The 25102-nt window shown below is 57.2% G+C and carries 17 protein-coding genes and 1 tRNA gene; 9 read left to right on the top strand and 9 right to left on the bottom strand.

The genetic code is table 11. From position 1 onward, the window contains the following. Window positions 1–172: 172 nt before the first annotated feature. The 3 genes from VMJ32_02500 to VMJ32_02490 all read right to left on the bottom strand — a co-directional run bounded on the left by VMJ32_02500 (window position 173) and on the right by VMJ32_02490 (window position 4872). The gene (locus tag VMJ32_02500; GenBank protein ID HTQ37866.1) at window positions 173–1414 is read right to left on the bottom strand and encodes a beta-ketoacyl-[acyl-carrier-protein] synthase family protein; all 1242 of its coding nucleotides are present in this window, start codon (window positions 1412–1414) and stop codon (window positions 173–175) included. Between the two features lie 183 nt (window positions 1415–1597). Then, entirely contained in the window at window positions 1598–2095 is a 498-nt protein-coding gene (locus VMJ32_02495; protein HTQ37865.1) for a DinB family protein, read from the bottom strand. A 113-nt stretch (window positions 2096–2208) separates the two neighbouring features. Continuing rightward, window positions 2209–4872, bottom strand: coding sequence for a c-type cytochrome (locus VMJ32_02490; GenBank protein HTQ37864.1), 2664 nt, complete (start codon window positions 4870–4872; stop codon window positions 2209–2211). Between the two features lie 152 nt (window positions 4873–5024). Here VMJ32_02490 and VMJ32_02485 point away from each other — a divergent pair, with 152 nt between their 5' ends. The 4 genes from VMJ32_02485 to VMJ32_02470 all read left to right on the top strand — a co-directional run bounded on the left by VMJ32_02485 (window position 5025) and on the right by VMJ32_02470 (window position 15564). After that, a complete protein-coding gene (locus tag VMJ32_02485) occupies window positions 5025–8225 on the top strand; it encodes a carboxypeptidase regulatory-like domain-containing protein (protein ID HTQ37863.1) in 3201 nt (1066 codons plus the stop codon). A gap of 288 nt (window positions 8226–8513) precedes the next feature. Beyond that, window positions 8514–10403, top strand: a complete 1890-nt coding sequence (locus tag VMJ32_02480; protein ID HTQ37862.1) for a HEAT repeat domain-containing protein — start codon at window positions 8514–8516, stop codon at window positions 10401–10403. Window positions 10404–10507: 104 nt separating this feature from the next. Beyond that, window positions 10508–14179 carry a chromosome segregation protein SMC gene (gene smc, locus VMJ32_02475; protein HTQ37861.1) on the top strand — a complete coding sequence of 1224 codons (3672 nt, stop codon included), beginning with the start codon at window positions 10508–10510 and terminating at the stop codon, window positions 14177–14179. Window positions 14180–14991: 812 nt separating this feature from the next. Then, window positions 14992–15564: a response regulator gene (locus VMJ32_02470; GenBank protein ID HTQ37860.1), complete on the top strand. Its 573-nt coding sequence runs from the start codon at window positions 14992–14994 to the stop codon at window positions 15562–15564. Between the two features lie 640 nt (window positions 15565–16204). Here VMJ32_02470 and aroA read toward each other — a convergent pair. Further along, window positions 16205–17515, bottom strand: a complete 1311-nt coding sequence (aroA, locus tag VMJ32_02465; GenBank protein HTQ37859.1) for a 3-phosphoshikimate 1-carboxyvinyltransferase — start codon at window positions 17513–17515, stop codon at window positions 16205–16207. 42 nt (window positions 17516–17557) lie between these two features. Here aroA and VMJ32_02460 point away from each other — a divergent pair, with 42 nt between their 5' ends. Further along, a complete protein-coding gene (locus tag VMJ32_02460) occupies window positions 17558–18832 on the top strand; it encodes an iron-containing alcohol dehydrogenase (GenBank protein HTQ37858.1) in 1275 nt (424 codons plus the stop codon). Between the two features lie 94 nt (window positions 18833–18926). Here the strand turns inward: VMJ32_02460 and VMJ32_02455 are convergent, their stop codons facing one another. After that, window positions 18927–19181 (bottom strand): hypothetical protein, encoded by a 255-nt coding sequence (locus VMJ32_02455; GenBank protein HTQ37857.1) that lies wholly within the window; start codon window positions 19179–19181, stop codon window positions 18927–18929. 397 nt (window positions 19182–19578) lie between these two features. On the opposite strand from VMJ32_02455, the gene VMJ32_02450 reads away from it, so the two are divergent. Next, window positions 19579–20163: a hypothetical protein gene (locus tag VMJ32_02450; protein ID HTQ37856.1), complete on the top strand. Its 585-nt coding sequence runs from the start codon at window positions 19579–19581 to the stop codon at window positions 20161–20163. A gap of 58 nt (window positions 20164–20221) precedes the next feature. On the opposite strand, the gene VMJ32_02445 is transcribed toward VMJ32_02450, so the two are convergent. The 4 genes from VMJ32_02445 to VMJ32_02430 all read right to left on the bottom strand — a co-directional run bounded on the left by VMJ32_02445 (window position 20222) and on the right by VMJ32_02430 (window position 22961). Continuing rightward, window positions 20222–20848, bottom strand: coding sequence for a peptidylprolyl isomerase (locus VMJ32_02445; protein HTQ37855.1), 627 nt, complete (start codon window positions 20846–20848; stop codon window positions 20222–20224). Between the two features lie 655 nt (window positions 20849–21503). Then, window positions 21504–21665: a Flp family type IVb pilin gene (locus tag VMJ32_02440; protein ID HTQ37854.1), complete on the bottom strand. Its 162-nt coding sequence runs from the start codon at window positions 21663–21665 to the stop codon at window positions 21504–21506. 234 nt (window positions 21666–21899) lie between these two features. Beyond that, a complete protein-coding gene (locus tag VMJ32_02435; GenBank protein ID HTQ37853.1) occupies window positions 21900–22667 on the bottom strand; it encodes a PEP-CTERM sorting domain-containing protein in 768 nt (255 codons plus the stop codon). Window positions 22668–22887: 220 nt separating this feature from the next. Beyond that, window positions 22888–22961 (bottom strand) — tRNA-Met (locus tag VMJ32_02430). A 140-nt stretch (window positions 22962–23101) separates the two neighbouring features. Here VMJ32_02430 and VMJ32_02425 point away from each other — a divergent pair. From VMJ32_02425 to VMJ32_02415, 3 genes are all read left to right on the top strand, one after another. After that, on the top strand, window positions 23102–24286 hold the full coding sequence (locus VMJ32_02425; protein ID HTQ37852.1) for a tyrosine-type recombinase/integrase: 1185 nt from the start codon (window positions 23102–23104) through the stop codon (window positions 24284–24286). A gap of 38 nt (window positions 24287–24324) precedes the next feature. Next, the gene (locus VMJ32_02420; protein HTQ37851.1) at window positions 24325–24771 is read left to right on the top strand and encodes a hypothetical protein; all 447 of its coding nucleotides are present in this window, start codon (window positions 24325–24327) and stop codon (window positions 24769–24771) included. Window positions 24772–24781: 10 nt separating this feature from the next. After that, a partial coding sequence (locus tag VMJ32_02415) for a hypothetical protein (protein HTQ37850.1) occupies window positions 24782–25102 on the top strand: 321 nt, incomplete at its 3' end.

Here is a 25102-nt window from a genome sequence, read left to right as displayed (position 1 = left end):
GTACCATCGCGCGATTCAAACGGCGACTCACCTCTTCCCTGCGGGGTCGATCCCGTCCAACTCAAGCAACCGAAGTTCACTTGCGTGTCCTCACTCACGACCTGCTCCTGTTGGCAGCATAAGGGTTTCAACAAAGCCTGTCCATCTATGTTCATCTGTGGCTGTTTTTGCTTCAAACTCGCTTCACAATCACGACCGAATTAATGCCCAACATGCCGAAGGAATTGTTCAAAATAGCCTCGACCTTTGGCAGTTCGTGCGGCTCATTCACAATCAAACCCTCCAGCCGGCACTCAGGATCGACACTTTCCAAGTTGATCGTCGGATGGCAGGCGCCATCGCTGAAGGCCGGCAAATTGCCCGCCAATTCCAAGGCCCCGGCGGCGCCCATGGCGTGGCCGATGTAACTTTTCGTGTTATTGAACCGCGTGACGCTGCTGCCGCCGAATACCCGCCGCAACGCCGCGCATTCTTGGGCGTCGCCCGACGTCGTTCCGGTCGCGTGGGTGCTGACAATATCAATTTCCTCCGCGGCCAAGCCCGAACGCTTCAACGCCGCCTGCATGCACTGCGCCTGCCGGTCGGGGTTGGGCATGACGAAATCGCTGGCATCGCTGTTGATGGCCCAACCCGCCACCTCGCCGTAAATTTTTGCGCCGCGGTCTTTGGCGTCGCTCATCCGCTCCAGCACGTACATGCACCCGCCCTCGGCCACGACAATTCCGGTGCGCTGGGCATCGAAGGGGCGCGAGGCTTTCGTCGCGTCGTCGTGCCAGGCCAACGCTCCCTGGGCTTTGAAGCTGGCGAAAATTCCGAATGTGCGAACGCTTTCTGAAACGCCGCCGGACAGGGCCACATCGCACTCGCCCAACAGCAACATTTGAGCTCCTTGAATCACTCCCGCATTTCCCGCGGCGCAGGCGGCGCCGATGGTGTAATGCGGGCCGGTGATTCCCAGGCTAAGCGAAATTTCGCCGGCCGGGTTGTTAGCCACCGTCCTGGGATTATGGTGGTGCGACCAAAACTTCGTATCGTAATCGAACTCTTTGAGCTGATAGATTTCGTTTTCGGTTTCGACGTTGCCGTGCTCGGTCACGCCCACGTACACGCCGACGTTGGCTTTGTCGAGGTTGGGCCAATCGAGGCCCGAGTCGATGATGGATTCATTCGCGCAGTAAATGCCAATGCTGCCGGCCCGGGTTCCGCGGCGAACTTCCTTCTTTTTTTGGTAGCGCAGCTCGTCGAATTCGCAAATGCCGGCCACGGTGGAACCGATGTAGCGAATTTCGTAGGGCCGCACCCCGCTTCGGCCGGCCAGCAAATTGGCGCGAAATTCGCCCAGGTTGTTGGCCCCCGGCGCGGTCAGCCCCACCCCGGTGATGACAATCCTTTGAGAATCGGGCCGCGCAATCATAACATTCGTCCGTGGCGGGGTTAAACTCACCAAGGTATCTCAGAAACGACAGCCTGACAAGTGGGCATAGCCCACGGGTAGTGAGCCAATTTGAACATAGCCCGACTGTGTCAGTCGGGAAAAGCGGCGGTCGGAATTTCAAATTGTCCCACCACCTAGCCCACAGTAATGTTATACGAACCGCTAGATAAACAGTTTCATCAGCGGCCCCAAGCCTGCGGCGCGGCGCCAGACAGTAAGTTGGCCAACGTGCAATGCGGCGTGAGCGGTTAAAATGTGCAACACCGCATCGCCGATCGTGGGAAAGAGTGCGCGATGCTTTTCGTCGGGCAAGGCGTGCTTTAGGCCTTGTTCGCCAAGCACGGCGAACTGCTTGGTAATTCGGTGCTGGCCATCGGCAAGAGCGGCCAATAGTGATTCCTTGGAAGGATATTCAGCCCGATTGTCGCTGGGCACATTTCCCGTGCCGAAGCGCGCCTTCCAATCGGAAGGGAGCCACGGCGACAGGCCCATTTCGCCTCCGATGGCTTCCATACTATGGATCAGATGCCCCAACACCCAGGCAGGATGATTCACCACGCCGGGGGGCTGTTTGGTCATTAGTTCGTCGGGAACATCTTCCACCAGCCGACGCAAAAAATCGAGCGTCATGGCGTTGCTGTTCAAAATCTCTGGAATCATTGGCGGCTCGGAAGAATTTATTTGTCCGCGTGGCCGGCGTAGGTGCGGCCCAAAAAATCGACAATCGCCGATAACCACACAGCAATTTTAGGACGTCCGTCCATCGAGGCTCCTTATTTCGCAAACAGCGCGTCTTGCGGATTGCCGCGCGAGAGTAAATACGCCAGCAGGTTGAGCACTTCTTGCTCGTTCAGCGGCTTGAGCAGTCCGGTCGGCATCAGCGAGATGGGGGAATCGTGCTCGTCTTCAATTTCATCGTGCGAAATGGTGACGACTTTGGTGGAATCCTCCGGGTCGGTCAGCAGCACGATTTTTTTACCGTCATCAGTGATCACCCGCCCGGTGTACGATTTGCCGCCGCTGGTGACGATCATTTTGGCGCGATACTGATCCGAAATCGATTTGTTCGGGTCGCTGATTTTCTGAATTAAATCTTTCATGCTGTAGCGGCCGGCCAATTGCGTTAAATCCGGCCCGGTGCTTCCGCCGTCGCCCCCAAAACGATGGCAGACAATGCAGCGGGCCGCGGCAAAAGCAATTCTGCCTTGCCTAAAATTGCGATCGTGCAAACCCGTGGTGGCCAATTGCAACACGTCGTCGGTGCTCCAATCTTGGCCGGGGCCTTCCGGCTTGGGCAGCACAGCGGGCACATACGGTTTTCGGGCCCCCGCCGCTTCGATGGCCACGCGCTGGGCATCGGTGCAATTGTCGTAAGCGTCGTTGCCGATGTTGTTCAAATATTTTTGAAAGCTGAAGCCGCCGCTGGCATGGCCGAGTTCTCGCAGCAAATTGAAAAACGCCACGCGCTGCTCGTTGGTCCAGCCGGCTTTTACGACGCGCAAGGCATAAGCCAGGGCAATTTTTTGCTGATCGGGATGATGCTCCAGCATGGCGGCAATGGGCCGGGCAAATTGCGTGTTGCGGGAAAGTAAATCGCCAAATTCTTCCTTGGCCGGCGGACTGGGCGCCGCCAGCAGCGGCATGGTTTTGGCCACCACCGTGGGCGATTGAAGATTGCACAGCAAGTTGCACAATTCGCGATTCACTAAATCATTTGTACCCGGATAGTGGGCATCCAATCGCTTAATGAGCGTCTCCTGCGCAGCGGCATCTAGCGGGCCCAAACGGATGATAGCCAACTCGTAAGCCCGCAGCAGTTCCAGCTTTTGAAAATCGCTGAGCGTATCGAAGTCAATTCGATCGAGCGCTTCCAACAGCCGCGGCAAAATGGCTTTGTCCGCTTGATGTGCTACCGCCACGGCGCCGGTGATGAGCGTTTCGGCATCGGTGGCCGCAAGCACTTTGTCCTGCCACAGATCGACGGGCTGAAATTCCAGCGCCACCCCTGCGGCAAAACGAATGAAGCGATCGGCATGGCCCAAATAGGGAAAGGCAAAATCGACGGCGGCTTGCGGATTTTCCGCCGGCTTGCCTTGCAGCGCTTCCAGCTTGTGGCGGATTTCGCGCTGATCGGCGTTGCGTAAATTGTGATAATCGACCGGCGCCGTCGAATCGGACCCAGTATACGTGACGCGGAACAATTCTGATTGCAAATTTCTCCCGCCGACAATGAAATACAGCGCTCCGTCGTTGCCCACCACAATATCGGTCAGCGGCAATGCATTGCGCGACAAAAATTCTTCCTTGATCGCTTTGTAACTGGAGCCTTCCGGCTCCAACGTCACGGCATACATGGTGCCATAAGTCCAATCGCAGGCAAAAATAGCCCGCTGATATTTCTCAGGAAACTTCGTGCCATAGCCAAAAATCACCCCGACCGGCGAGCCGGGCCCCATGTCGGCCGCTGGGGCTAAACTGTCGACGTAATACCACGGCCAATCGCCGGCACCGCTCCGCCAACCGAAATTACTTCCCGGCGTGGCGTGCACCAGCCGCGTGGGCCGATACCACGGCAACCCCATATCCCATTCCATGTCAGAATCGTAGGTGAACAACTCGCCGTCGGCGTTGAAATCCATGTCGTAACAGTTCCGGTAACCGGTGCTGAACATGTTCCACGTTTTGCCGTCGGGATCGGTCTGCACAATGTAACCGCCCGGCGCCATCCGGCCCACGGCATGACCGTTGGGATCCCACAGCCGCGGCAAAATGAAATCTTCGTCCCAATTCACCGGCATTTGCGCGGTGTATTGTGGATTTGCTTTCATGTCGGCCGCACTCGGCTGACGCGGCATGATGCCGTCCCAGGGCAGCTCGGTGTGATTGCCGCAAACAATGAACAACGATTTGCCGTCGGGCGAAAGCTTCACGGCGTGCGGACCATGCTCGCCCATCGGGCCAACAAAATCGTGCAGCTTGACGATTTCGTCGTACTGGTCGGCTCCCTTGGTGTCGCGCAGTCGATACAGCCCGCTCACCGGACCGCGATTCACAACCACATATAAACTGTCGAAGGCATACAGCATGCCTTGGGCGCCGCTGATTTTAGCGTCCAGCTTTTCGACTTTCGTTTCGTCATTGCTGCCGATGACTGGCGGCGTAATTCGGTACAACCCTTTGGTCGCTTGATCGCTGGCAATCAGCCGCCCCTTATTGTCGACCGCCAAACTCACCCAGGAGCCCTGCGTTTCCTTGGGCACCGTATACAACCGCTCGACCTGAAAGCCCGGCAATGTGCGAAATTCATCGCTCCGCGCCGGCGCTTGTGTTGTCGCCGTTTTGCCGGCATCGGCCTGCGTCGACGAATCTGCCGCGAAAACAGCAGGGCCGACAAACAGCATCCCTAGTATGATGGCGAAACCCGAGGAATGACGCATGGTTAAATACTCCAGAAGTGCGCTAAGGCTCCATCATAACCGCCCGCAAGTGAAGAAAATACTACCGCCAAGTTGCAGCCTCTGCGCAGAAAAGCATAAACTGTCGGGAGTCCCTCTCTGGGAGTGAACGGCGTCGTACAGGAGCGATTTTTATGTTATCTGCCCGTCGGACGTACGTTGGCGTAGCCGCACGCATATTTTCGCTTGCTGCCGTCGGCTGGTTTGCTGCGCAAAGCGCGGCGCTGGCCGACACTCCACCAGATAACTCAGATGAAAAGCCGACGACGAAAAACGCACGATCGATCAGCGGCATTCTGATCGATACCGCGGGCTTTCCGGTCAGCAACGCACGCTTTTTTGTGCCTCAGGTGAATAACTGGCGGGGTCCTCAATCCAATATTGATGGAAAATTTACCGTTCCCAAAATTCCTGACGTGGCCACGGTGTTAATCGCCTGGTCGCAGCGAGCTAGCCGGATTGCCCTCATTCCCATCGACACTACGAGATCGGCCGATACGCAATACCTGGTTGATTGCGATGAAGGTCACGCCGAAGTGCATGTGATCGATCGAAACGGATTGCTCGTGAAAGATGTTGTCGTCACGTTTCGTGTGGCTGGCCCGAACGGCATCGTCTACGAATGGAAAAGCAGAAAGTCGGATGTCAATGGACGAATAACCGCTTGGAATTTGCCGGCTGCTGCTGGCTGGACGGTTTCTGCATCACTACCTAGCGGCGAAACTACGGAGCCGGTTGCCATTACCGCGCCAGGCACCATGGAATTGCCCGATCTTGTGCAGCGGGCCGATGCGCCTGCGGATTCCCCTTTGGCTAGCAAAGCACTGCACACATTTTCGGGCCGCGCGGTCGATGAAAACGGCCAGCCGATTTCAGGCCTGGTACTGGATTTGAGTCATCAAGAATTGATGGTCATGGAACTGGGCAAGGTAGTCACGGATGCAGACGGCCATTGGTCCATGCGTTTGCCGTCCGATCTGCAAAGCATCGATCTAAGGTTTTACCATCCGGAATTCATCGGCTCTGATTTCGATTTGAACCAAGGTGTGCCTTCCCTGGAATCGATGCGTGACGGCACCGCGGTGCAAGTCATGAAGCGCGGCCTGCGAATTTCCGGCACGGTGCGCGACAAAGCCGGCAATGCGATTGGCAACGCCTTAGTCCTGGCCGGTCATTATTATTCGACCGACCCGAACTCCGAACCGATTGAAAATTTTTCGTCGGCCCGCACCGAGCGTGACGGAAAATTTTCCATCGGTGGCATTCCCGCGGGCCAGCAGAAGTTGCTGGTGCAGGCCGTTCAATTTGCTCCGCTGATGGTTCCGATGACCGTGACGCCCGATACGAAGCCCATTGGCATAATGCTAGACGAAGGCCGCAGCGTGACGGGCAGAATTGTGGACGAAAATGGCCAGCCCCTCAGCAACATTACCGTGGGAGTTAATGAATGGAATATGCCTGGAATGCATCGGGAGCCCCTAAGCAAATTGGTGAAAACAGGCCCCGATGGGCGATTTACAGTTTCCAATTTGCCCCGTGAGGGCGAGCTGCAAGCTGGAATTCATCCCTCTGGTCGACTCGGCATGATGTTCGCGATTGACCCTACCATGAATGATGTGGGCGATGTGACAGCGTACTCTCCGTTAACCATCGATGGTCGCGTCATCGATGCGCAATCGGGCGAACCCGTCAAAAGTTTCGAAGTGACGCCAGGCTTTTGGGAAGAGGAACGAAGGTTTTCTCTACTCAACTTCAACCCAATTGTGCATGGCAAAGACGGCCAGTTTAAGCAGACAATAGGAAATGTAACTGTTGGTCCTGGGAACCAGAACGAGTTTGTGGTCAAAATTACTGCTGCCGGCTATGCCGCAGCGATCACTCCGCCCGTAAAACTCGGAGACAAGCATGAGCCGTTTGTCATCCAATTAAAGAAAGCTACATCAGTCAGCGGCACGGTAGTTATGGCCGAGAGTCAACCGGTGGCGCAAGCGGAAGTATACTTCGTTGGCCCGGAGGACGCCGCTTTTATCGAGGGAACAAGAATGAATCCCCGCCTGACTTACGCGCCAGATTTGCACACAAAAACCGCCGCGGACGGCAAGTTCGAATTGCCCTCAGCGGGCGAAGCGGGCCGCATCTTGGTACTGCACGATAACGGTTACGCCATCGTGCCCACAAATGATTTTGTGGACGGCCAAAACATCGCGCTAATACCCTGGGCGAGGATCGAAGGCACATGTTCATTGCACGGCCTAAAGCATGCGAATGCAGTGGTCACCGCCGCGCCCATTAGGTCAACGGCAAGTACTCAATCGTTCGACCGATTGAGTTTTCAACTAATCACAACCACTGATTCCCAAGGACACTTTGTCCTCGAGCACGTGCCGCATATGCCGCTCCAAGTTGCGGTTCGTGCTGCCTTCGGTCCGGCGGCAACAAAAATGATTCAACCCCGGCCCGGCCAAACCACCACCGTATCGTTGGCCGACGATGGCCCGGCGGTCAACGGAAAAGTTGATCTGGCCCCCGCGATTGCCGTAAAGCCGCCGGCCCCCGGAACGCAATTCGATACCAGCACCTCGTGGGTGCGAGCCATTCGTGTTGAACCCAAACCGGAACCCACGGCAGGCGTCGATGTCGCCGACTGGGAAGCGCAAATTAAATCCGTCTCAGATTTCGCCGCGTCGGATCGATTAACCATTCCCACCGCATTTGCTGATTTGCAGCCCGATGGATCGTTCACTTTCGATGCCTTAGCCCCCGGCAAATATGTGCTGCTGGTTGAGATTCACGGCGAGCGGCCGCCAGAAACTTGCGGTTGGGGATTATTGTTGGCCAAAGGCCATGCCGAATTCACGGTGAGTGATCAGCCACTGACGCTCCCCACGCTCCTGCTCATGGCGACATCGCGTCCGCATGCCGGCGATCCGGCACCGCAAATTAACTCTGCCACCGCCGATGGGCAGGTGGTGCAATTGTCAGATTTCCGTGGCAAATACGTGGTGTTGGATTTTTGGGCCGGCTGGTGCGCGCCGTGCAGAGCAATCCAACCGGCTTTGAAAGTCACCGCCGAAAAATACAAGCCGCAAGTTGCTTTCGTCGGTCTGAATTTCGATTACACAACCGACAAGGCAAAACAGGCCATCGAGTCTATTCATTCGCCGTGGACTCAATTGCTCGCCGGCCCGTGGGATGCAAACAACACGACGTTAATGGCCTATGGCGTGGAAATTATTCCTTCGTTATGGCTGATTGATCCCGAAGGCCAGGTCGTAGCTCGCGATCTATCGCCTGATCAGCTTGACGGAGTGCTAGCAAAGACGCTGCCGCGCTGAATTTCTTTCGAAATAAGCTAGCAGTTTGCATTGCCGCAATCAGTTCTTCTCGAATTTGCGGCGATTGCCACTCCCGAAAGAGCTGCGTCGTTTAAATCGCATTGACCCGCTGGGGCCGGAAAACTATTCTCCCCGCCTCCGATAGTCTGCCCGCTCGGGCTTTATAGAGAACCGTAAGCAGTAGGTGGTCGGCAACAGCGGGAAATTGCGTGTCTGGCCAGGATGGCCTGCACTTCCGGCCGCGAAACTTTTCCGAACGATTCGTATTCGCGTAAAGGCGCACAAGGCATGAGGCCTGTTTCGCGTCACATTTTAATGGTTCTGACCGCCGTAGCGGCAACCGCGTTAGCCGGTTGCACCGGGTCACTGTTGAATTCACGCTCTCAAAGTCCGGAGCATGCCAGCCACGACGCTTCGAATTCAGATACCAAACTGGTGGGCGATTTCGCTGCTCCCTACGGCACTTCGTACATTCGGGTCGAAGGACCGGTGCTGATTACCAGCTTGGCCGGCACGGGCAGCGATCCAGCGCCCGGTCCGCAGCGCGCCGCCTTGCTGGCCGACATGCAAGCTCATAACGTGTCGAATCCCAGCCGCGTGTTGGCATCGCCCAACAATGCCTTAGCGTGGGCCCGGGCGTACTTGCCGCCTGGTGTGCGCAAAGGCGATCCGCTGGATGTCCAAGTACTGGTGCCCCCGCCAACTGAAACAACAAGCTTGCGCGGCGGCTGGATGATGGAAACGCAACTGAAGGAAATGGCCGTCATCGCCGGCCAGGTTCATAACGGGCACGTGCTGGCCCAGGCCGAAGGCCCGGTGCTGGTCAATCCCGTCGCGCCCGACAGCGACGATACCGTTTCACAATTGCGGGGCGTAGTGCTGGGGGGCGGCGTTGCGTTGAAATCGCGTTCGCTGGGACTGGTGCTGCGCGAAAGCGATAAGTCGGTGTTCCTCAGCAAGCAAATCGGCGACGTCATCGATCGCCGGTTCCACACCTATATTCGCGGCGAGAAGCAAGGCGTCGCCACGCCCAAAACCGACGCCTTCATCGAACTGGAAGTGCATCCCCGCTACAAATACAACTTGGGCCGCTACATCCAAGTGGTCCGCAGCATCGCCGTGTTCGAAACACCGCAGGAGCAATTGGAACGGCTGGAATTGCTGGAACGGCAATTGCTCGATCCGGTCACCAGTGGGCAAGCCGCACTGCGGTTGGAAGCCATCGGTCCGGATGCGGAACGGGTGCTGAAAAAGGGCCTGGAATCGTCCGATGCCGAAGTCCGCTTTTACGCCGCCGAGGCGTTGGCCTATCTCGATCAATCGTGCGCCGTGCCCGTCCTGGCCGAAACCGTGAAAAGCCAGCCCGCCTTACGGGCCTACGCACTGACCGCGCTGTGTGCGCTGGGCGACGTGCAGGCCGCCGATGCGCTGCGCGATTTGTTCGACGTTTCCAGCGCCGAAACCCGCTACGGCGCTTTCCGCGCCCTGTGGGCCATGAACGAACACGATCCGCAACTGCGCGGCGAGCACTTGAGCGATAAATTCTGGCTGTACGTGGTCCCCAGCGCCGGGCCGCCCATGGTCCACGTCACGCACAGCTTCCGCCCCGAGATCGTGCTGTTCGGCGAAGGCCAAAAATTCACCCTGCCGTTCACGTTGGAGGCGGGCAACTCGATCATCGTGAAATCGCTGCCCGATGGACAAATCAGCGTTGCCCGATTCAGCCTGCAAAAACCCGACGAGCGCCGCACGGTGGAAAATTCCGTGGCGGAAGTGATCCGCGCCATTGTCGAAGTCGGGGGCGATTATCCCGATGCCGTTCAAGCTCTGGAAGAAGCGCACGCCGGCGGAGCCGCACCCAGCCGCTTTGAAGTCGACGCCATTCCGGAGCGCGGCCGGGTGTACGATCGCAATCGCACTGTGGCCCACGGCGCTCAAAAAGACGGCTCCAGGGCTTCGCCTGCCCACGGCAAATCGTCCGGCGCAGATGCCGACGACAGCCAAACGACCGAGGTGCAAGCAAACCAGCCGTTGCCCAACCTGTTTGGCGGCGATGCACCCAAATTCAGCGAATCGGCCGACGAAATGCAGCCTGCGGCCCCCGTGGAATCCGACAAAAAACCGCCCGAAGATTCCCCGAATGCTGCAGCCAAACCGACCGCATCTGGGGTAAAATAACAGAATTAGTGGTTATTGTCTCAAACGGGATGCTACCGTCAGGCGATGGCCGCTACATCGCAAGCGTCTGGGTTTTCTGAACCCTGAACCCCGAACTCTGCCTCATGCTCAAAGCCCTCGAATTGCACGGCTTCAAAAGCTTTGCCGACCGCACGCGGTTCGAGTTCCCGCGCGGAATCACCGTGGTCGTCGGGCCCAACGGCTCGGGCAAATCGAACGTGGTCGATGCCATGAAGTGGGTGCTGGGCGAACAAAGTGTGAAAAGCCTGCGTGGCAAGGAAATGATCGATGTCATTTTCGCCGGCTCGTCGGCCCGTCCCGCGCTGAACAGTGCCGAAACCACGCTCACCTTCGACAATGCCGACCGCCGCCTGGCCATCGACACGCCGGAAGTCCACATCACCCGCCGCGTCTACCGCAGCGGCGAAGGAGAATATCTGATCAATCGCCAGCCCTGCCGGCTGCGCGATATTCGCGATTTATTCGCCGGCACCGGCGTCGCCACAGAAGCCTACAGCATTATCGAACAAGGCAAGGTCGACGTGCTGTTGCAGGCCTCGGCTAAGGACCGCCGCGCTATTTTCGAGGAAGCCTCCGGAATCAGCCGCTTCAAAGCGAAGAAAATCGAAGCCCTGCGGCGGCTGGAGCGCGTCGATCAAAACTTACTGCGGCTGCACGACATTGTCGACGAAGTCGAAAGCCGATTAAAAAGCGTGCGGGCCCAGGCCGCCAAAGCTCGCCGCTACAAAGATTATGCCGACCGCTTGCAAGAGCTGCGCACGCAAGTGGGCTTGGCCGATTGGCGGGCATTGGGCGAAAAACTGGCAGCTGTCGAAACCGAAGCCGCCTCGTTGCGGCAATCGGTGACTGAGGAATCCGCCGCTGCCGAAACCGCCGAACAGCACGTCGTCTCGCTGGAATCGCAAACCGCCAAAATTGAAATCGCCATTCAAGCCACACAAGGCCAACTTTCCGACAATCGACAACGTGCCGCAGCCATCGAAACCACCATCGAACACGAGCGAACCCGCGTGCTCGATCTGGAAGATCAAGCCGCCCGCCACCGCAAGCAATGGCAAGCCCTCAGCAACCGCGCCGGCGACCTGGCTGAATTGTGGCAGGCCACCCAGGCCGAAGTGCAAACCGCCGAGGCTAAACATCGCGGACTGGGCAATCAACTGGCCGATCAGCAGCGGGCTCTCACGGCTCTTACCGCACAGCTCGATCAAATCCGCGGCGAAAACGAACAGCGACGCGCCACGCACTTGGAGCAACTTCGCACCAGCGCCGCCTTAACCAGCGAAATCAGCACGTTGGAAAGCCGCCTGGCCCGTTCCGAGGAAGCCCGCCAACGCTGCGGCGCTCGGTTGATTGAATTGCAATCTACCCGCGAGCGCCTCCAACAAGATTTGGCCACTTTGACGCAGCGGCAGCAAGAATTGATTGAACGCCGCGAACAATCCACCTCCAACCTGGCCGACGCTCGTGAAGATTTGGCCCAGGCTCGCCGCCAGTACGCTGCCCGGCAAAAGGAACTTTCCGGCTGGCGCGAACAACACAGCGGCCTCACCCATCGGGCCGCCTTGCTGGAGGAGCTGGAAAAACGGCACGAAGGCGTCGACATCGGCCCACAGCAAGTCCTGCAATATGCTCGCGAAAATCCGGAGGGACCGTTTCAGCAGGTCCGCGGGTTGTTGGCCGACGTGGTGCAGGTAAGCATCGAACTAGCCCCTGCCATCGAAGCCGCGCTGGGGGAAAAGGCCCAGCACATTGTCGTGTCGCCGGGCCGCAGGCTGCTCGATTATCTTACCGCCTACGGTAAGCGCTTATCGGGGCGCGTCGGCTTTTTGCCGCTGGAAGCCCCCCATCTGCCGCAAGTTAATGTCGATTTGAGCCAGCAACTGGGCGTCATCGGCCGGGCCGATCGCTTTGTGCAATCGGCGCAGGAGCTTGCCCCGCTAATTCGCCGCCTGTTGGGCAACACCTGGATTGTCGAAAACCTGGGCCACGCGGTTGCGCTCAGCGAAACCGAGGGGCGCGGGTTGAGCTTCGTGACCTTGTCCGGAGAATTTTTGGCCGCCGACGGGGTGCTGGTCGTTGGCCAACGGTCTGCCTCCGCCGGGCTAATCTCGCGCCGCAGCGAGCTTCGCTCCTTGCGGGCCCAAATCGCCGACAGCGAAAACAAAATTAACGATTTCGCCCGCGTGGTGGCGGCCTTGGATCAACAGGTTGCCGCGCAAGATCAGGTTGTGGCCAATGCCGTGACTGCCCATCAGGCTGCTAGCGAAGCCCTGGCCGAGCAAAAGCTGCGCATCACCACCGCCGGCCAACGCCGCGATCAATTGGCGGAGCAACACACTTCTCTGCAAGCGGAATTCGCCAGCGCCGCCGAGCAGGAAGTGGCGGTCAACCGTTCGCTGACCGTCGCCCGCGAAAGGCTCGATAAACTGCAAGCCAACCTCGCACAGGCCGAAGCGCGGATGTCGGACAATGTACGCCGCATTGAGGAACTCGATGCCGCCCGTCAGCAGTGCAATCGCGAATGTCTTTCAGTCCAGGTCGAACTGGCCCGCAGCGAGCAACAGTTGGATCACTTGCGTTCTCAACTTTCCCGCTACGAGCAGGACCGCCAAGACCGCGAGCACACCATCGCCGAAGCAGCCGAACAATTAGCCGATTGTGAAGTTCGACGCCAGCAAGCGGAACGCAATATCCTGGCTGCCGAATCGGAACTTGCCGAATTGTTTGTGCATCGCGAAACATTCACCGCCAAATCGGCCGAACAGGCCGGCCAGCGCGAGCAATTCCGTCTCGACAGAACTCAACATGCACAGGAAGCCCAGCGCCGCCGAACCGCCATCCGCAAATTGGAAGTGCAATTGCATGCCCAAGATTTAGCCGCCGGCGAAATCAGGCACGAGCGCGGCACGTTGGAAAGCCGCCTCCGCGAAGATTACGGCATCGAGCTGGCGGAGCTGTCCCATCAGCTCACGCCGGAAGAACAACACCAGCGCGAACAAGTGGAAGCGGAAATCGCCGATTTGCGCCGCAAACTAACCAACATCGGCGGCGTCAATCTCGATTCCCTTTCCGAAGTCGACGAGTTGGAAGCCCGCTTTCAGTCGCTCACGACCCAGCATCAAGATTTATCAAAAGCCAAAGGCTCGTTGGAGCAAATCATCCAGCGCATCAACGCCGACAGCCGCCGGCTGTTTGCCGAGACTTTGGAAACTGTCAAAGGTCACTTCCAGCAACTGTTCCGCAAACTGTTCGGTGGCGGCCAGGCCGACATTGTTCTGGAAGAAGGCGTCGATATTTTGGAAAGCGGCATCGAAATTGTCGCCCGGCCGCCGGGGAAGGAACCGCGCAACATCTCGCTTCTGTCCGGCGGCGAAAAAACGCTCACCTGCGTCGCCCTGCTGCTGGCGATTTTTCGCAGCCGACCCAGTCCGTTTTGCGTGCTCGACGAAGTCGATGCCGCGCTGGATGAAGCCAACATCGAGCGCTTCGTGAACGTGCTCCGAGAATTTTTGCAGTGGACGCAATTTGTCGTGGTTTCGCACTCGAAAAAAACCATGGCCTTCGCCAACACCCTGTACGGCGTGACGATGCAAGAATCGGGCGTCAGCAAGCGCGTTTCCGTCCGCTTTGACGATGTCAGCGAAACCGGCGAAATCAGCACCGCTGCGCTGCAACGTGCCGATCATGAGCCCGCCGCTCCCGTCCCGTCATCTGGAAACACTTCCTCAGCCGATTCCGCCACCGAAGCGGCTTGAACCGCAGCAGGCAACGCTAGCGACATCTTAATTTCGGGTAGTGGGCCAATTTGAACATAGCCCGACTGTGTCAGTCGGGAAAAGCGGCGGTCGGAATTTCAAATTGTCCCACCACCTAATTTCGTAAGCTCTGCCACATTTGCCACCAAGCTCATCTGCGCCATCCATTCGCACTGCGGACCCCTTCAACCCGCTTAATCGCGCCAATTTACCGAAACGGAGCTTCTGTTGACTCCGCCACGGACGAATCTACGGGAATGGACGGCACGAACGGACAAACTTTCTAAAGTCTGCTGGCGGCGCGAAACGATGCTAACAATCGGAAGGCTTGTTCTGCGTGCAACTTGGACACCGTGTCCAAGTGAACCGTAAAACAAGCAGCAGGGGGGAACCTGCCACCGGAGCCTCGCCGCCAGGCGAGCTTGTCGCCGAAATCGATTGGTTCGGCGGGCTCTCTCGTAGATTCTCCCCTGCCCATCCCTTTGCCGAGTGTGCGGGGTGGAACGAAAGCAGCGGGACGGTTGAACGAAGTGTTCACCATCTTACGGTTTTTCGCCCATTTCCGAATGCCCGGATTGCCGATGTCCCAACATAGGCGCGGATCAGAGGGAGCTGAGCCAAGCCCACTAAAGAAGCGACTACCAAAAAGCCCTGACCCAGAGTTTGCGTTCGGAAAGTTGCCCCCGCAGCTGACCAAGTCCGCCTGGTGCGGAGAACACAAGCACAGGGCAAAGCGACGTCTGCAATGGTGTCCACCGTTGCGGCCGACGCCTGTTTAAAAACCAAAGCGAGAGTTTAAGGGAGAGCCTGCGATGAAGGTTTTCACAACCGGACAGGTCGCCAAGATCTGTAAAGTGGCCCCGCGTACGGTCAGTAAATGGTTCGATTCCGGACGCCTGCGTGGCTACCGGATTCCTGGTTCCCAGGACCGACGCATCCCCCGCGAATACCTGATTAAGTTCCTCAAGGAACATGGCATGCCGCTGGGCGAATTGGAAGACGAAGCCATGGCCAAAGTATTGGTCGTGGGCCAAGACCAAGTGCTCTTGGAAAATTTGAAACGGAACCTGCCCCTGGAAAAGACATTCAAACTGGCCACCGCGGCCAGCGGATTCGAAGCCGGCATCCAGGCCGAAAGCTTCCATCCGGATTGCATTGTGGTGGATTTCAGCATCGGCCGGGTGGAAGCCCTGCAGATTTGCCAGAACCTCCGCCGCAATCCTCAGTACGGCGAAGTGATTCTGATCGCCCTCTTGCCCGATGACGGCAATAGCATCAGTTTCGATCGCTCCACGATTAACGAAACCTTCAAGAAGCCGTTCGACGTGGCCTTGCTTGCCGAACGCTTGAAGACGTTGATCGGCGCACGCAAAGAGTTGGTATAAGTTCGGTTCCACGACCCCCGCGGGCTACCACTTTGGAGCCGCGACCGAAAGGAAGCGGACACAACCCGCGGTGGCCAAGCCAGTTGATCGCCGCCAAAACCTAACCCTTCGCGGTTGACCCCCGGGAAGGATTAAACTAATCACGCGAACTCTCGCTTTACGAAAGCGGCCGGCTGAGCTTCAGCCGGCCGCTTGTTTTTTGCGCTCTTAGCCCCGGGCTCTGACCGGGGATACCACCGGTGGCTAGGGTCGAGTCCGCCGCGCAACAGCCCCCAGCCACTTGGAACCCGTACCCCGCCCTCGTTTAGCCGCGACGCGCCAGCGGAGCGCGCTGTAAAGCCGGCGATGCCATTGCCGGCACCATGACCTCCCTGATACCTCATCCTCCGTCAAACTGTCGCACGCGCCAAAAACCTGCCCAAGAATTGGGCCACCAGTCTGCTAAAATATTCTCTGATCCCATGTATATGTTGTCATTCCGGTATTCGCCATTCCCCTATCCCCTTGGTTCTTAGTGCTTGGTCATTGGTCATTTCGTTACCCATTCACCGTAGCGGTGCCACCGCCCTTTTCCACCGTTTACTCACCGGTTTCTTTCCGTTTTTCACCGTTTATACCGTTTTTCACCATGCAGCTTTTTTCAGGCGCCAACCACCTTCTGCAAATCTTCAAAATAATGTGGGTACGTTTTCTCGACGCATTTCGGATTTTCAATGATCACGCCGGGAAGCCGCAGGCCGACCAGCGCCAGGCTCATCGCCATGCGATGGTCCTTATAGGTCGCCACCCGCGCCGCTTGCGGTTTAGCAACGGGCACGATTCGCAATCCGTCGGGCAATTCGTCCACGGTAGCGCCGAACTTGCGCAGCTCGGCGGCCAGGTTGCCGATTCGGTCGGTCTCCTTGTGGCGAATGTGGCCGACGCCGGTGATCGTGGTTGGGCCGTCGGCAAACAAGGCCACGGCGGCCAGCGTTTGCACCGTATCGCTGATGGCGTTCATGTTCACGATGATGCCGCGCAAACTTTTGCCCGCGGGCGGACCGGAAATGGTGATATTTTCCTGACCACTGGCCACCGACCACTGACCACTGACGTGGCAGCCCATTTCTTTAAGGCAGTCAACAAACGCGACGTCCCCTTGCAAACTCTGCTTGGAAAGCCCCTCAACCGTTACTTCGCCACCAGCAATTGCCGCGGCGGCGAAAAAATAACTGGCGGCGCTGGCGTCGGGTTCAATCGCATAATTCTGTCCATGGTAATGGGCCGGCGGGACGTGGAAGTGCCGCAAGTTGCCATCGGTCACATCGACGCCGAAACTGCGCATCACGGCCAGCGTGAGCCGAACGTACGGCTGCGAAACGAGCTCTCCTTCCACCGCCAGTTCAACGGGCTTTTGAGCATACGGCGCCGCCATCAGCAGCCCGCTGAGGAACTGGCTGGAAACTTCCCCCCGAATATTTGCCCGGCCGCCGGGCAGCCCGGCAGCATGCACGACAACCGGCGGGCAACCGTTGCCCAGCTCGCTGTTCAAATTGACGCCCAGTTGGGCAAGGCCTTCCAGCAGATCGGCAATGGGGCGCTGGCGCATTCGCGGGGCGCCGTCGAGCCGAAAGCGACCGTGGCCAAGCGCCGCCAGCGCGGTGAGAAAGCGCACGCTGGTGCCGCTGTTGGCGATGGACAAATCGGCGGAGGTGGCCGCGATTTTTCCGCCGCAGCCGGTGACGCGCAGCGTTTGGCCGGCGTTGCTCACATCGACCGCAATGCCCAGTCGCCGCAGCGAATCGATCATGACTCCCGTATCTTCGCTATCGAGCGCGCCGGTGAGGGTGGATTCGCCATCGGCCAGCGCAGCGCAAATGAGCGCCCGATTGGTGATACTCTTTGAGCCCGGCGGGCGAATGCTGCCGCGCACTGGCCCGGAAGCGGGCGTGATTTCTAGCGAATCGGTCATGGCACCATTGTAGATTCCGCGGCGCGGCACGAAAATGGCCGCATGCCGCCTGTTGAATCACACATTCCGACCGATTTTCCGCTGCCCCCCTTAGAATACGATTTTATTGCGCCGCCGCGAATTGTATTCGGTTGGGGGCGGCGCAGGGAAATTGGAACGTTGGCCGCAAGTTTGGGCCGCCGGGCGTTTGTGATAACCGGGTCGCGGACGCTGGAGAAAAGCGGCGCCGTGGCGGAAGTGCTTGCGTTATTGAAGGCCGCCGGCGTGGAGCCGGTGCACGTGGGTTCGATTTCGCACGAGCCGGAAGTGGACGATGTTGATGCTTTGGTGGCGGCAATGATCGAGCATCATTGCGGCGACGGCGATTTGCTGATTGGCCTGGGGGGTGGATCGGCAATCGATTTGGCGAAAGCGGCGGCGGCGATGGCTACGAACATGGAAGTTGGCGGCGGAACAAGAGCTTCGGTCGCCGATTTTTTGGAAGGCGTGGGGCGGGGGCTGAAAATCACGAAGCCGCCGCTGCCGATGCTGGCCATGCCGACCACCGCCGGTACCGGCAGCGAAGCGACGAAAAACGCAGTCATCAGCAGCAACGCACCCTCACCCAGCCCTCTCCGAAAAAGAGACGGTTCTAAGGCGGGGCCGTTCAAAAAAAGTTTGCGGTCCGACATGATGATGCCGCGCGTGGCGTTGGTCGATCCGGAACTGGCGGTGAGCGTGCCGGCCACGGTGACGACGCAGACGGGCATGGATGCCATCACGCAGTCGATCGAAAGTTACATTTCGCGGCGGGCCAAACCGGTGCCGCGGGCGCTATGTTTGCAAGGCATTGCGCTGGCGATTCCGGCATTGCCGAAAGCGGTGCGCGATGGAAGTTGCCGGCCGGCGCGGGAAGCGATGTCGCAGGCGGCGCTGCTTTCCGGCATGGCGCTGGCGAATTCCGGCCTGGGGTTGGCGCACGGCGTGGCGGCGGCGCTGGGAGCGGAGTGTGGACTCGCACACGGACTGGCATGCGCCGTCATGCTACCGATGGCGCTGAAGGCGAATCGTGAAGTGAGCGAGGCGGAGTTGGCGGCACTGGCGCGTGTGGCGTGTCGCGGTTCGTTTCAGAGCGACGCTGAAGCGGCTAATGCCTTTGTGCAGTGCATTGAGCGGCTGACTGGGGAGTTGAGCATCCCTACGCGCTTGAGAGATTTGGGCGTACGCCGCGAACAAATTCCGGCGCTGGTGGCCGGTTCGCATGGCAATAGCTTGGCGGGCAATCCGCGCGAAGTGAATGACGAAGAACTGGCGTCGCTGCTGGAAGCAATGTGGTAGGCGACAATTTCCGATATTTTACGCCTTCAGCGAGCCGCCATGTTTGGCGGAGACGCTAACTTCGGAATCGTCGAGCGACGGAACACCACCTGCGCTAAAAGCTGTCGGTACCGGCCCATTCTGATTTGACTTCTTGTTGCCGATCGACCGTGGCCAGAAGTTCATCGGCCAAGGCGAGCAAATTCTGACTCGAATCGGAGGCAGAAAGGGGCTGGCTTGCCGGATCACGCGCTTCGAATTCGGCCAGGCAATGTTGGCAAACCACGTGTTTGCCTAAATGTGCCACGCGAATTTGCAAGCTACGACCGCAGGTTGGGCATTCCTGAACGTAATAGACGGGCTTCAACATGACGGTATCTCCTACTACCGAATTGCCCGAAAGCCACTGATGTCGCATATTGTACGACCCTTCTAGGCCCGAAGCAAATAGAACACGCAAAATTTACAAGGTTGTAAAACTGATAACTCTGGTAAAACACGCTATCCCTTGCCGTGCTACGTGAATCAGAGCGATATGAAATGCCAGACACGAGACGGGTTTTTGAGGTTCATGGGAGTTGGTCTATAGAGCATAAATCGTGCCTGAAGTATCAGGAGCCACCCTGCCAGATGCTAGGCTTTTATTAATGTGGCTGGACACATCGGACGACGTCGATTTTAGGCTGCCCCGCGCTGCCGATTTCGCTAGCCCGACTTGGTTAAACGACCCAATTCCCACACAAAACAGGGCAAAAATGACGAACCATATGAATGCGAAAATCAGATCGTTGGCCGTGCTAGCGGCAGCTTTTTTTGGATTTTTTTCTGTTTCTGCCGCCCATGCCGCACCAAGCTGGGAGCAAGTGGAGAAAGTTGTCGCTCAACAATTAAACAGCGTGGCCGATTATCAGCCAGGTGACTTGATTTCCCGAGGCCTGGTCGATCCCCTGTTCGACCGATTCCAGGGGCTGGGCTGGGCTGTGAAGGATCGGCTCGAGATTGTGGGTTTAGTTCCCAGCAATAACGATATCATGGTTCGCCAATTCCGGTCCGGAGCAGGAAAAGATTTTATGCGACAAATCAACCAGGACCCGCTGGGTTATGATCGCGTGGACCAACTCGATCACGTGGTGCTGGGGCCGGAAACCGTCGATGCGCTAATTGCAACCCGCGATGGCTACAAGAAAATTCTGAACTTGGGAACCAGCACCGCGAAACAGAACCAGTCGTGGCTGATTGCCCCCAGCCTGCGCGGGACGAATTTCAACGCATCGACGGGGCGAATTTACACGGCGGAACAGCTGTTGGCGCGGCTCAAAAAATCGTACGAAGCGGCGATGGCGGGGAAGTAGATGCGGTTCAAGTCCCGCTCTTGCGCAATTTGGAAAAGGGTTTAGAAATCTAACGTTCTCACGGCAGGCAGCGCACGGATTCGATTACGACCGGTTGCAAGGGAACGTTTTCGAATTGGGATGTGTTGTGAACTTGCCCTTTGGCAATTTGATCGACGACCTCCATCCCCTTGATGATTTTACCGAAGACACAATAGCCGTATTGATCGGGCTGGGCGCCGGTAAAATCGAGCGAGGCGTTGTCGGCCAGATTGATAAAGAACTGGCAGGTGGCGCTGTCGATGCAGTCAAGTTGCCGGGCCATGGCGATGGAGCCGCGGCTGTTTTTCAATCCGTTGTGCGCTTCGTTGCGCACCGGGGGTTGCGTGGGCCGCTGGGAAAAGTTGGCATCGTAACCGCCGCCGAGCACGATAAAGCCATCGTACACCTGATGGAAGATCGTGCCGTCGTATTGGCCGGCGTTCACGTAGGCCAAAAAATTATCGACCGAGAGCGGAGCGTGCTCGGCATCGAGTTGCACGGTGAATTCGCCGGCAGAGGTGCGGACCTGCACCGTCGGGTGCAAATTCAATGGCCGCCGCTGGGGCACGCTGCCCGCCGTCACATCGCCGTAGCCGGGCGTGCTGATGCTGGCCGTCGGCGGGCTAGTATCGCTGGACCAACATCCGGCGGTTGTCAAAAGCATTGCGGCCGTCAGCCCGAAAACGCATTTTCGCCCTAGTGGGTCTATCCATCGCATGGCCAACACGAAGCCTCCTTGCTTGGTCGGAAATTAACAATCGGTAACCGGCGGGGAATTGATGCCATCGAAGTGCGGTCGCAGCAATTGGCATCTCCCACACCGGGATGCGGGGGCGGTATCATCGTCGCTGGGTACAATTCTGGCAACGCCGATTTCTGGTCGTGGCTTAATTAGATGGAAAATCGACGTAGCCAGGCTGTGCTCAGGCGTTTCACCGAGAAAATCGGCAAGCGGCTGAGGATCCCGGCGCGCCGGGGCCAGTCCATGATTCCATTTAGCCGATGGCCGATTCCAGACCTTCAGGCACCTGGATGCCAAGCCGCCTCAATAAAAAACGGCTCTCCTCGCAGGGACTGGGGCAGGTAATCCCTTTGTGCGTAGGAGAGCCGCTATTGATCGGATCGGGAGGAGAAAGCCTTGCTAGCATCCTCCCGGAAATAGGGTAGCCACGCATGTTCATCGGATGCGGCAAACCGCAAAGGTTAGCATATTCCCCGGGGATGGTTTCAATCGAACCCCACCCAAACCAAGGGATCATCCTTGCGGATTTCAGCGGCGGGTGAGGGCTGAAGCCTCCCACTAACCGGGTTCCGGCCTTTTAACTTCCGGCTCCAAATGCGGTGCTCAGCGAAGCGGCGGACGAAGTATAGCTGCTCGAGGTGGCCTGACCGACCAGCATGACGGCGCCAAAACAAACCAACAAAATGAGCGCCAGCATCACGGCATATTCGACAGCGGTGGCCCCGTCTTCGGACCGCATAAACCGTAGGATCGATGAAATCATCTTGGGCACCCCTGCATCTTTTTCGTTCACGGGCAGCTGCGATTTAGAAAAGTTAATTACTCGGAGGCGAGCGAAAAGAGCCGCTTAAAGTTAGCTTGTCCGCCGCTAAATGCAAATCGAACGAGCCGACGCCGCCGATTCTCCGTCGCAATCGATCCCAGCGGCACAATCGATAAAGATGGCCGAGGTGCGGAAAAAATTGCTCTCTCTCTAGAAACGAAGCGCACAAAGGGCCAGCAGAAAGCAACCCAGTCCAATCAGCAAAAGCGAAATGGAACTGGGCTCGGGCACCGCGGTGATTTTGAAAAGGCTGGTGGCGGAGGCGGAATCGTTGGGCGTGAGCGTAAAATGATGGAAGATGCCGATGTTCATATTTGCCGCTACGGGAGTTACTTCGCCAGAGAAGCTCGTGGTGATAGTGGAACTACCATCCACGGCGGCCATTAGCGGCAGTGGAGAATTGCCGAGCGTAAACAACTGGCGCACCATATTTCCATCGACTTGAGCATTATACAGGGCATCACCGCCCACTCCGGTGGCGGCATCCAAAGTCGCACCGTTGCTATCTCCATCGGTTACGGTCCAGGCGGTCGTGCCATTCATCATGGAGTTGGGAATGGGCGTTGCCAATGGCTGGGTGACCGTGACCGTAAACGTGTTCACAAAACCAGAATTATTGGTCAGCCCGACGAAACCGGACACTTGTGGATCGGCGTCGAGGGTGACATCCCACTGCATTTTCAAATAACCCGGAATGACGTAATAGTTGTCTCCTGTCATCGACCATTCGGACGTGCCGTCGGAGTTTTGGACGAAAGTGCCGATGTGATCGCCGGAATCCACGGTGACCGAATTGTACTCGTAATACGTTTCGTCATTTTCGACGATCGGACTGAGATAGCCGATCGCAATACTGGCGGCGTTGGCGCAACGATGCTGCAGCGCGACCGCGCTGACGACGACCAAGAGGGACGCCAACCAACAAAGGCGCCTTAAAGACCCTTGAGAAACCATAGTGGAGACTCGCCCGAGCGGATTCGATTCAGATGGCTTGGCCCGCCACTCCACTGTTCCGAGAGTGAATGTACCGTGTAACTACACCATTTGCAAGGAAATGGCCAAAAAAAATAAAAATTGTAGTTTGAGCCGGGATTTTTGCAGGGGTCGCGGCGGCATTAATTGAATCGGAAGCTGCAAGTAGCGACGCCCGGACTCGAACCGGGGACACACGGCTTATGAAGCCGTTGCTCTAACCAACTGAGCTACGTCGCCAAAATACTTGATTTCACGGGCAGTTGACAGCTTTTGTACTTTGGGTAGATTCAGGTCTCGGCCCCTACCTCGGCCTCAGTCCAATGGGTGGATTCTTCAAAAGCCCTTATCTTCTCCGGTAAAACAGCGGTCAATGTCCTATGGAAAAAATTAGCAGAAAACCAGCCAGCAGCAAGCCCAAGAAACCACGCCCCGATTTCCCGCTTCATCCTCATACGAACGGCTTTTGGGCCAGAAAGGTTCGCGGTAAACGGGTCTATTTCGGCAAGGTAGCCGACGATCCGAACGGTGAAGCGGCCCTGCAAAGCTGGCTGGATAAGAAGGATTATCTCTTGGCCGGGCGGACACCCCGGGACACTGGCGACGGATTGACGATCCGTGAGCTTTGCAATCGGTTTCTTACGGTCAAGAAAAGCGCTGTCAGCACTCTGGAAATAACCCAACGCCATTTTAAGGAATTGCATAATGCCTGCGGACTCATTTGCAGCCATTTCGACAAACGAGGTTTGGGCCGGCTTGTCGATGATTTGGCGTCCGATGATTTTGAATCGCTCCGGGCATCATTATCCAAAAACCGGGGTGCATGGGCTTTGAGTGGTCTCATTCAAAAAATCCGTTCCGTCTTCAAGTACGGTTATGAAGCTGGGTTAATCGACAAACCCGTCCGCTATGGTCCCAATTTCAAACGTCCTAAACGTGCAGCATTTCGCCGAGAGAGGGAAGAAAAGCCTCTCCGGTTATTCTCGGCCGACGAGTTGCGGACGATCATCGACGCTGCCGAACAGCCACTGAAAGCCATGATCCTCTTGGGCATCAATGCCGCTTACGGCAATTCCGATTGTGGCAAGTTACGTTTCCGCAACATTGATCTATTAAATGGATGGGCAAGGTACAATCGCCCGAAAACTGGTGCCGAGCGGCGATGCCCGCTGTGGAAGGAAACGCAAGCCGCATTGCAAGAGGCTATAGACGGGCGCCCGGAGCCGAAAGACGAAGCCCTTCGGGATTATGTATTTCTTACGAAGTACGGTCAGCCTTGGGCCAAAGATACAATGGCCAATCCCGTCTCGGCCGAATTCCGCAAGCTGCTGGACTCACTCGGGCTAAAACGCGAGGGATTGAGCTTCTACACGATCCGCCACACGTTCGCCACGGAGGCCAGCAATTGCCTGGACCAAGTAGCGGTCAATCTGATTATGGGCCATGTCGATTCGTCGATGGCCGCTCAATATCGGGAGCGTGTGGAGGATGCCCGCTTGGTCAAGGTGACCAATCATGTCCACCGCTGGCTGTTCAATTCCAAACCGAAGAAACTCCCCCGTTAAAAGTTAATAAATTCCTAAGAATCCGTAGGTTGTTGACCGTGAACGATAAGCGCTCGGCACTTGCCTATCACGAAGCCGGTCATGCTGTGGTTGCTTTGCAATTTGAATTCATATTTCGCTATATTTGCATTGATCCGCCGAAGTTCGCTTACTCCAAGATGGTGTTACCGAAAGGTTCCAACCGGGAAGAGAAAACGAAAAGGATGATTGTTATTACCTTTGCAGGACGGCCAGCCCAATGCCTTTACGATCCCGAGAATTCCGACGAGCAAGCTGCCCATGATGAATATATGGTCGAACTCTTTTGTACAGAGCAGTGGGGAAGCGAATTCTATAACAGTGAGGAAGCCCACCGAATGCTATGCAAACTACGCGACGACGCCGAACAGCTAGTGCATTTACACGCTGATTTAATTGGAATTGTTGCGAAACGATTGCTTGAAAACGCCAGATTAACATACGACGAAGTAAAAGAACTACTGTGAGGAAAGCACGATGGCTGTCGTAACACAACTCGAAGCCTTGCAGCAGTTGCTCTTCGTGTACCGCACAGCATTGGTACCCGATGCCATAAAGCAACCATACGACAACTGGATAGATGACGCGGACGCAGCACGGAGAAATCTGTTGGCGACGGGTTATGTCCTGCCCGATGCTTGGTTGAACTTAGCAAAACAAAGCCCACTTCCGAAGTGGTGGGCGAGCCGATTCCCTGTCACACATTCGCGGTATCCCGATCCGGAACAGGTGCAAGCCGTCTGTACGGAAATTGAGGCGGAGATTAAGCGGCTGGAATTCTCCCCGTTGCCTGTCTCT

Source organism: Pirellulales bacterium (genome assembly GCA_035499655.1).
Classification (GTDB): Bacteria; Planctomycetota; Planctomycetia; order Pirellulales; family JADZDJ01; genus DATJYL01.
The sequence above is the reverse complement of the archived record's forward strand: the minus strand, read 5'-3'. Positions and strand labels throughout refer to the sequence as shown.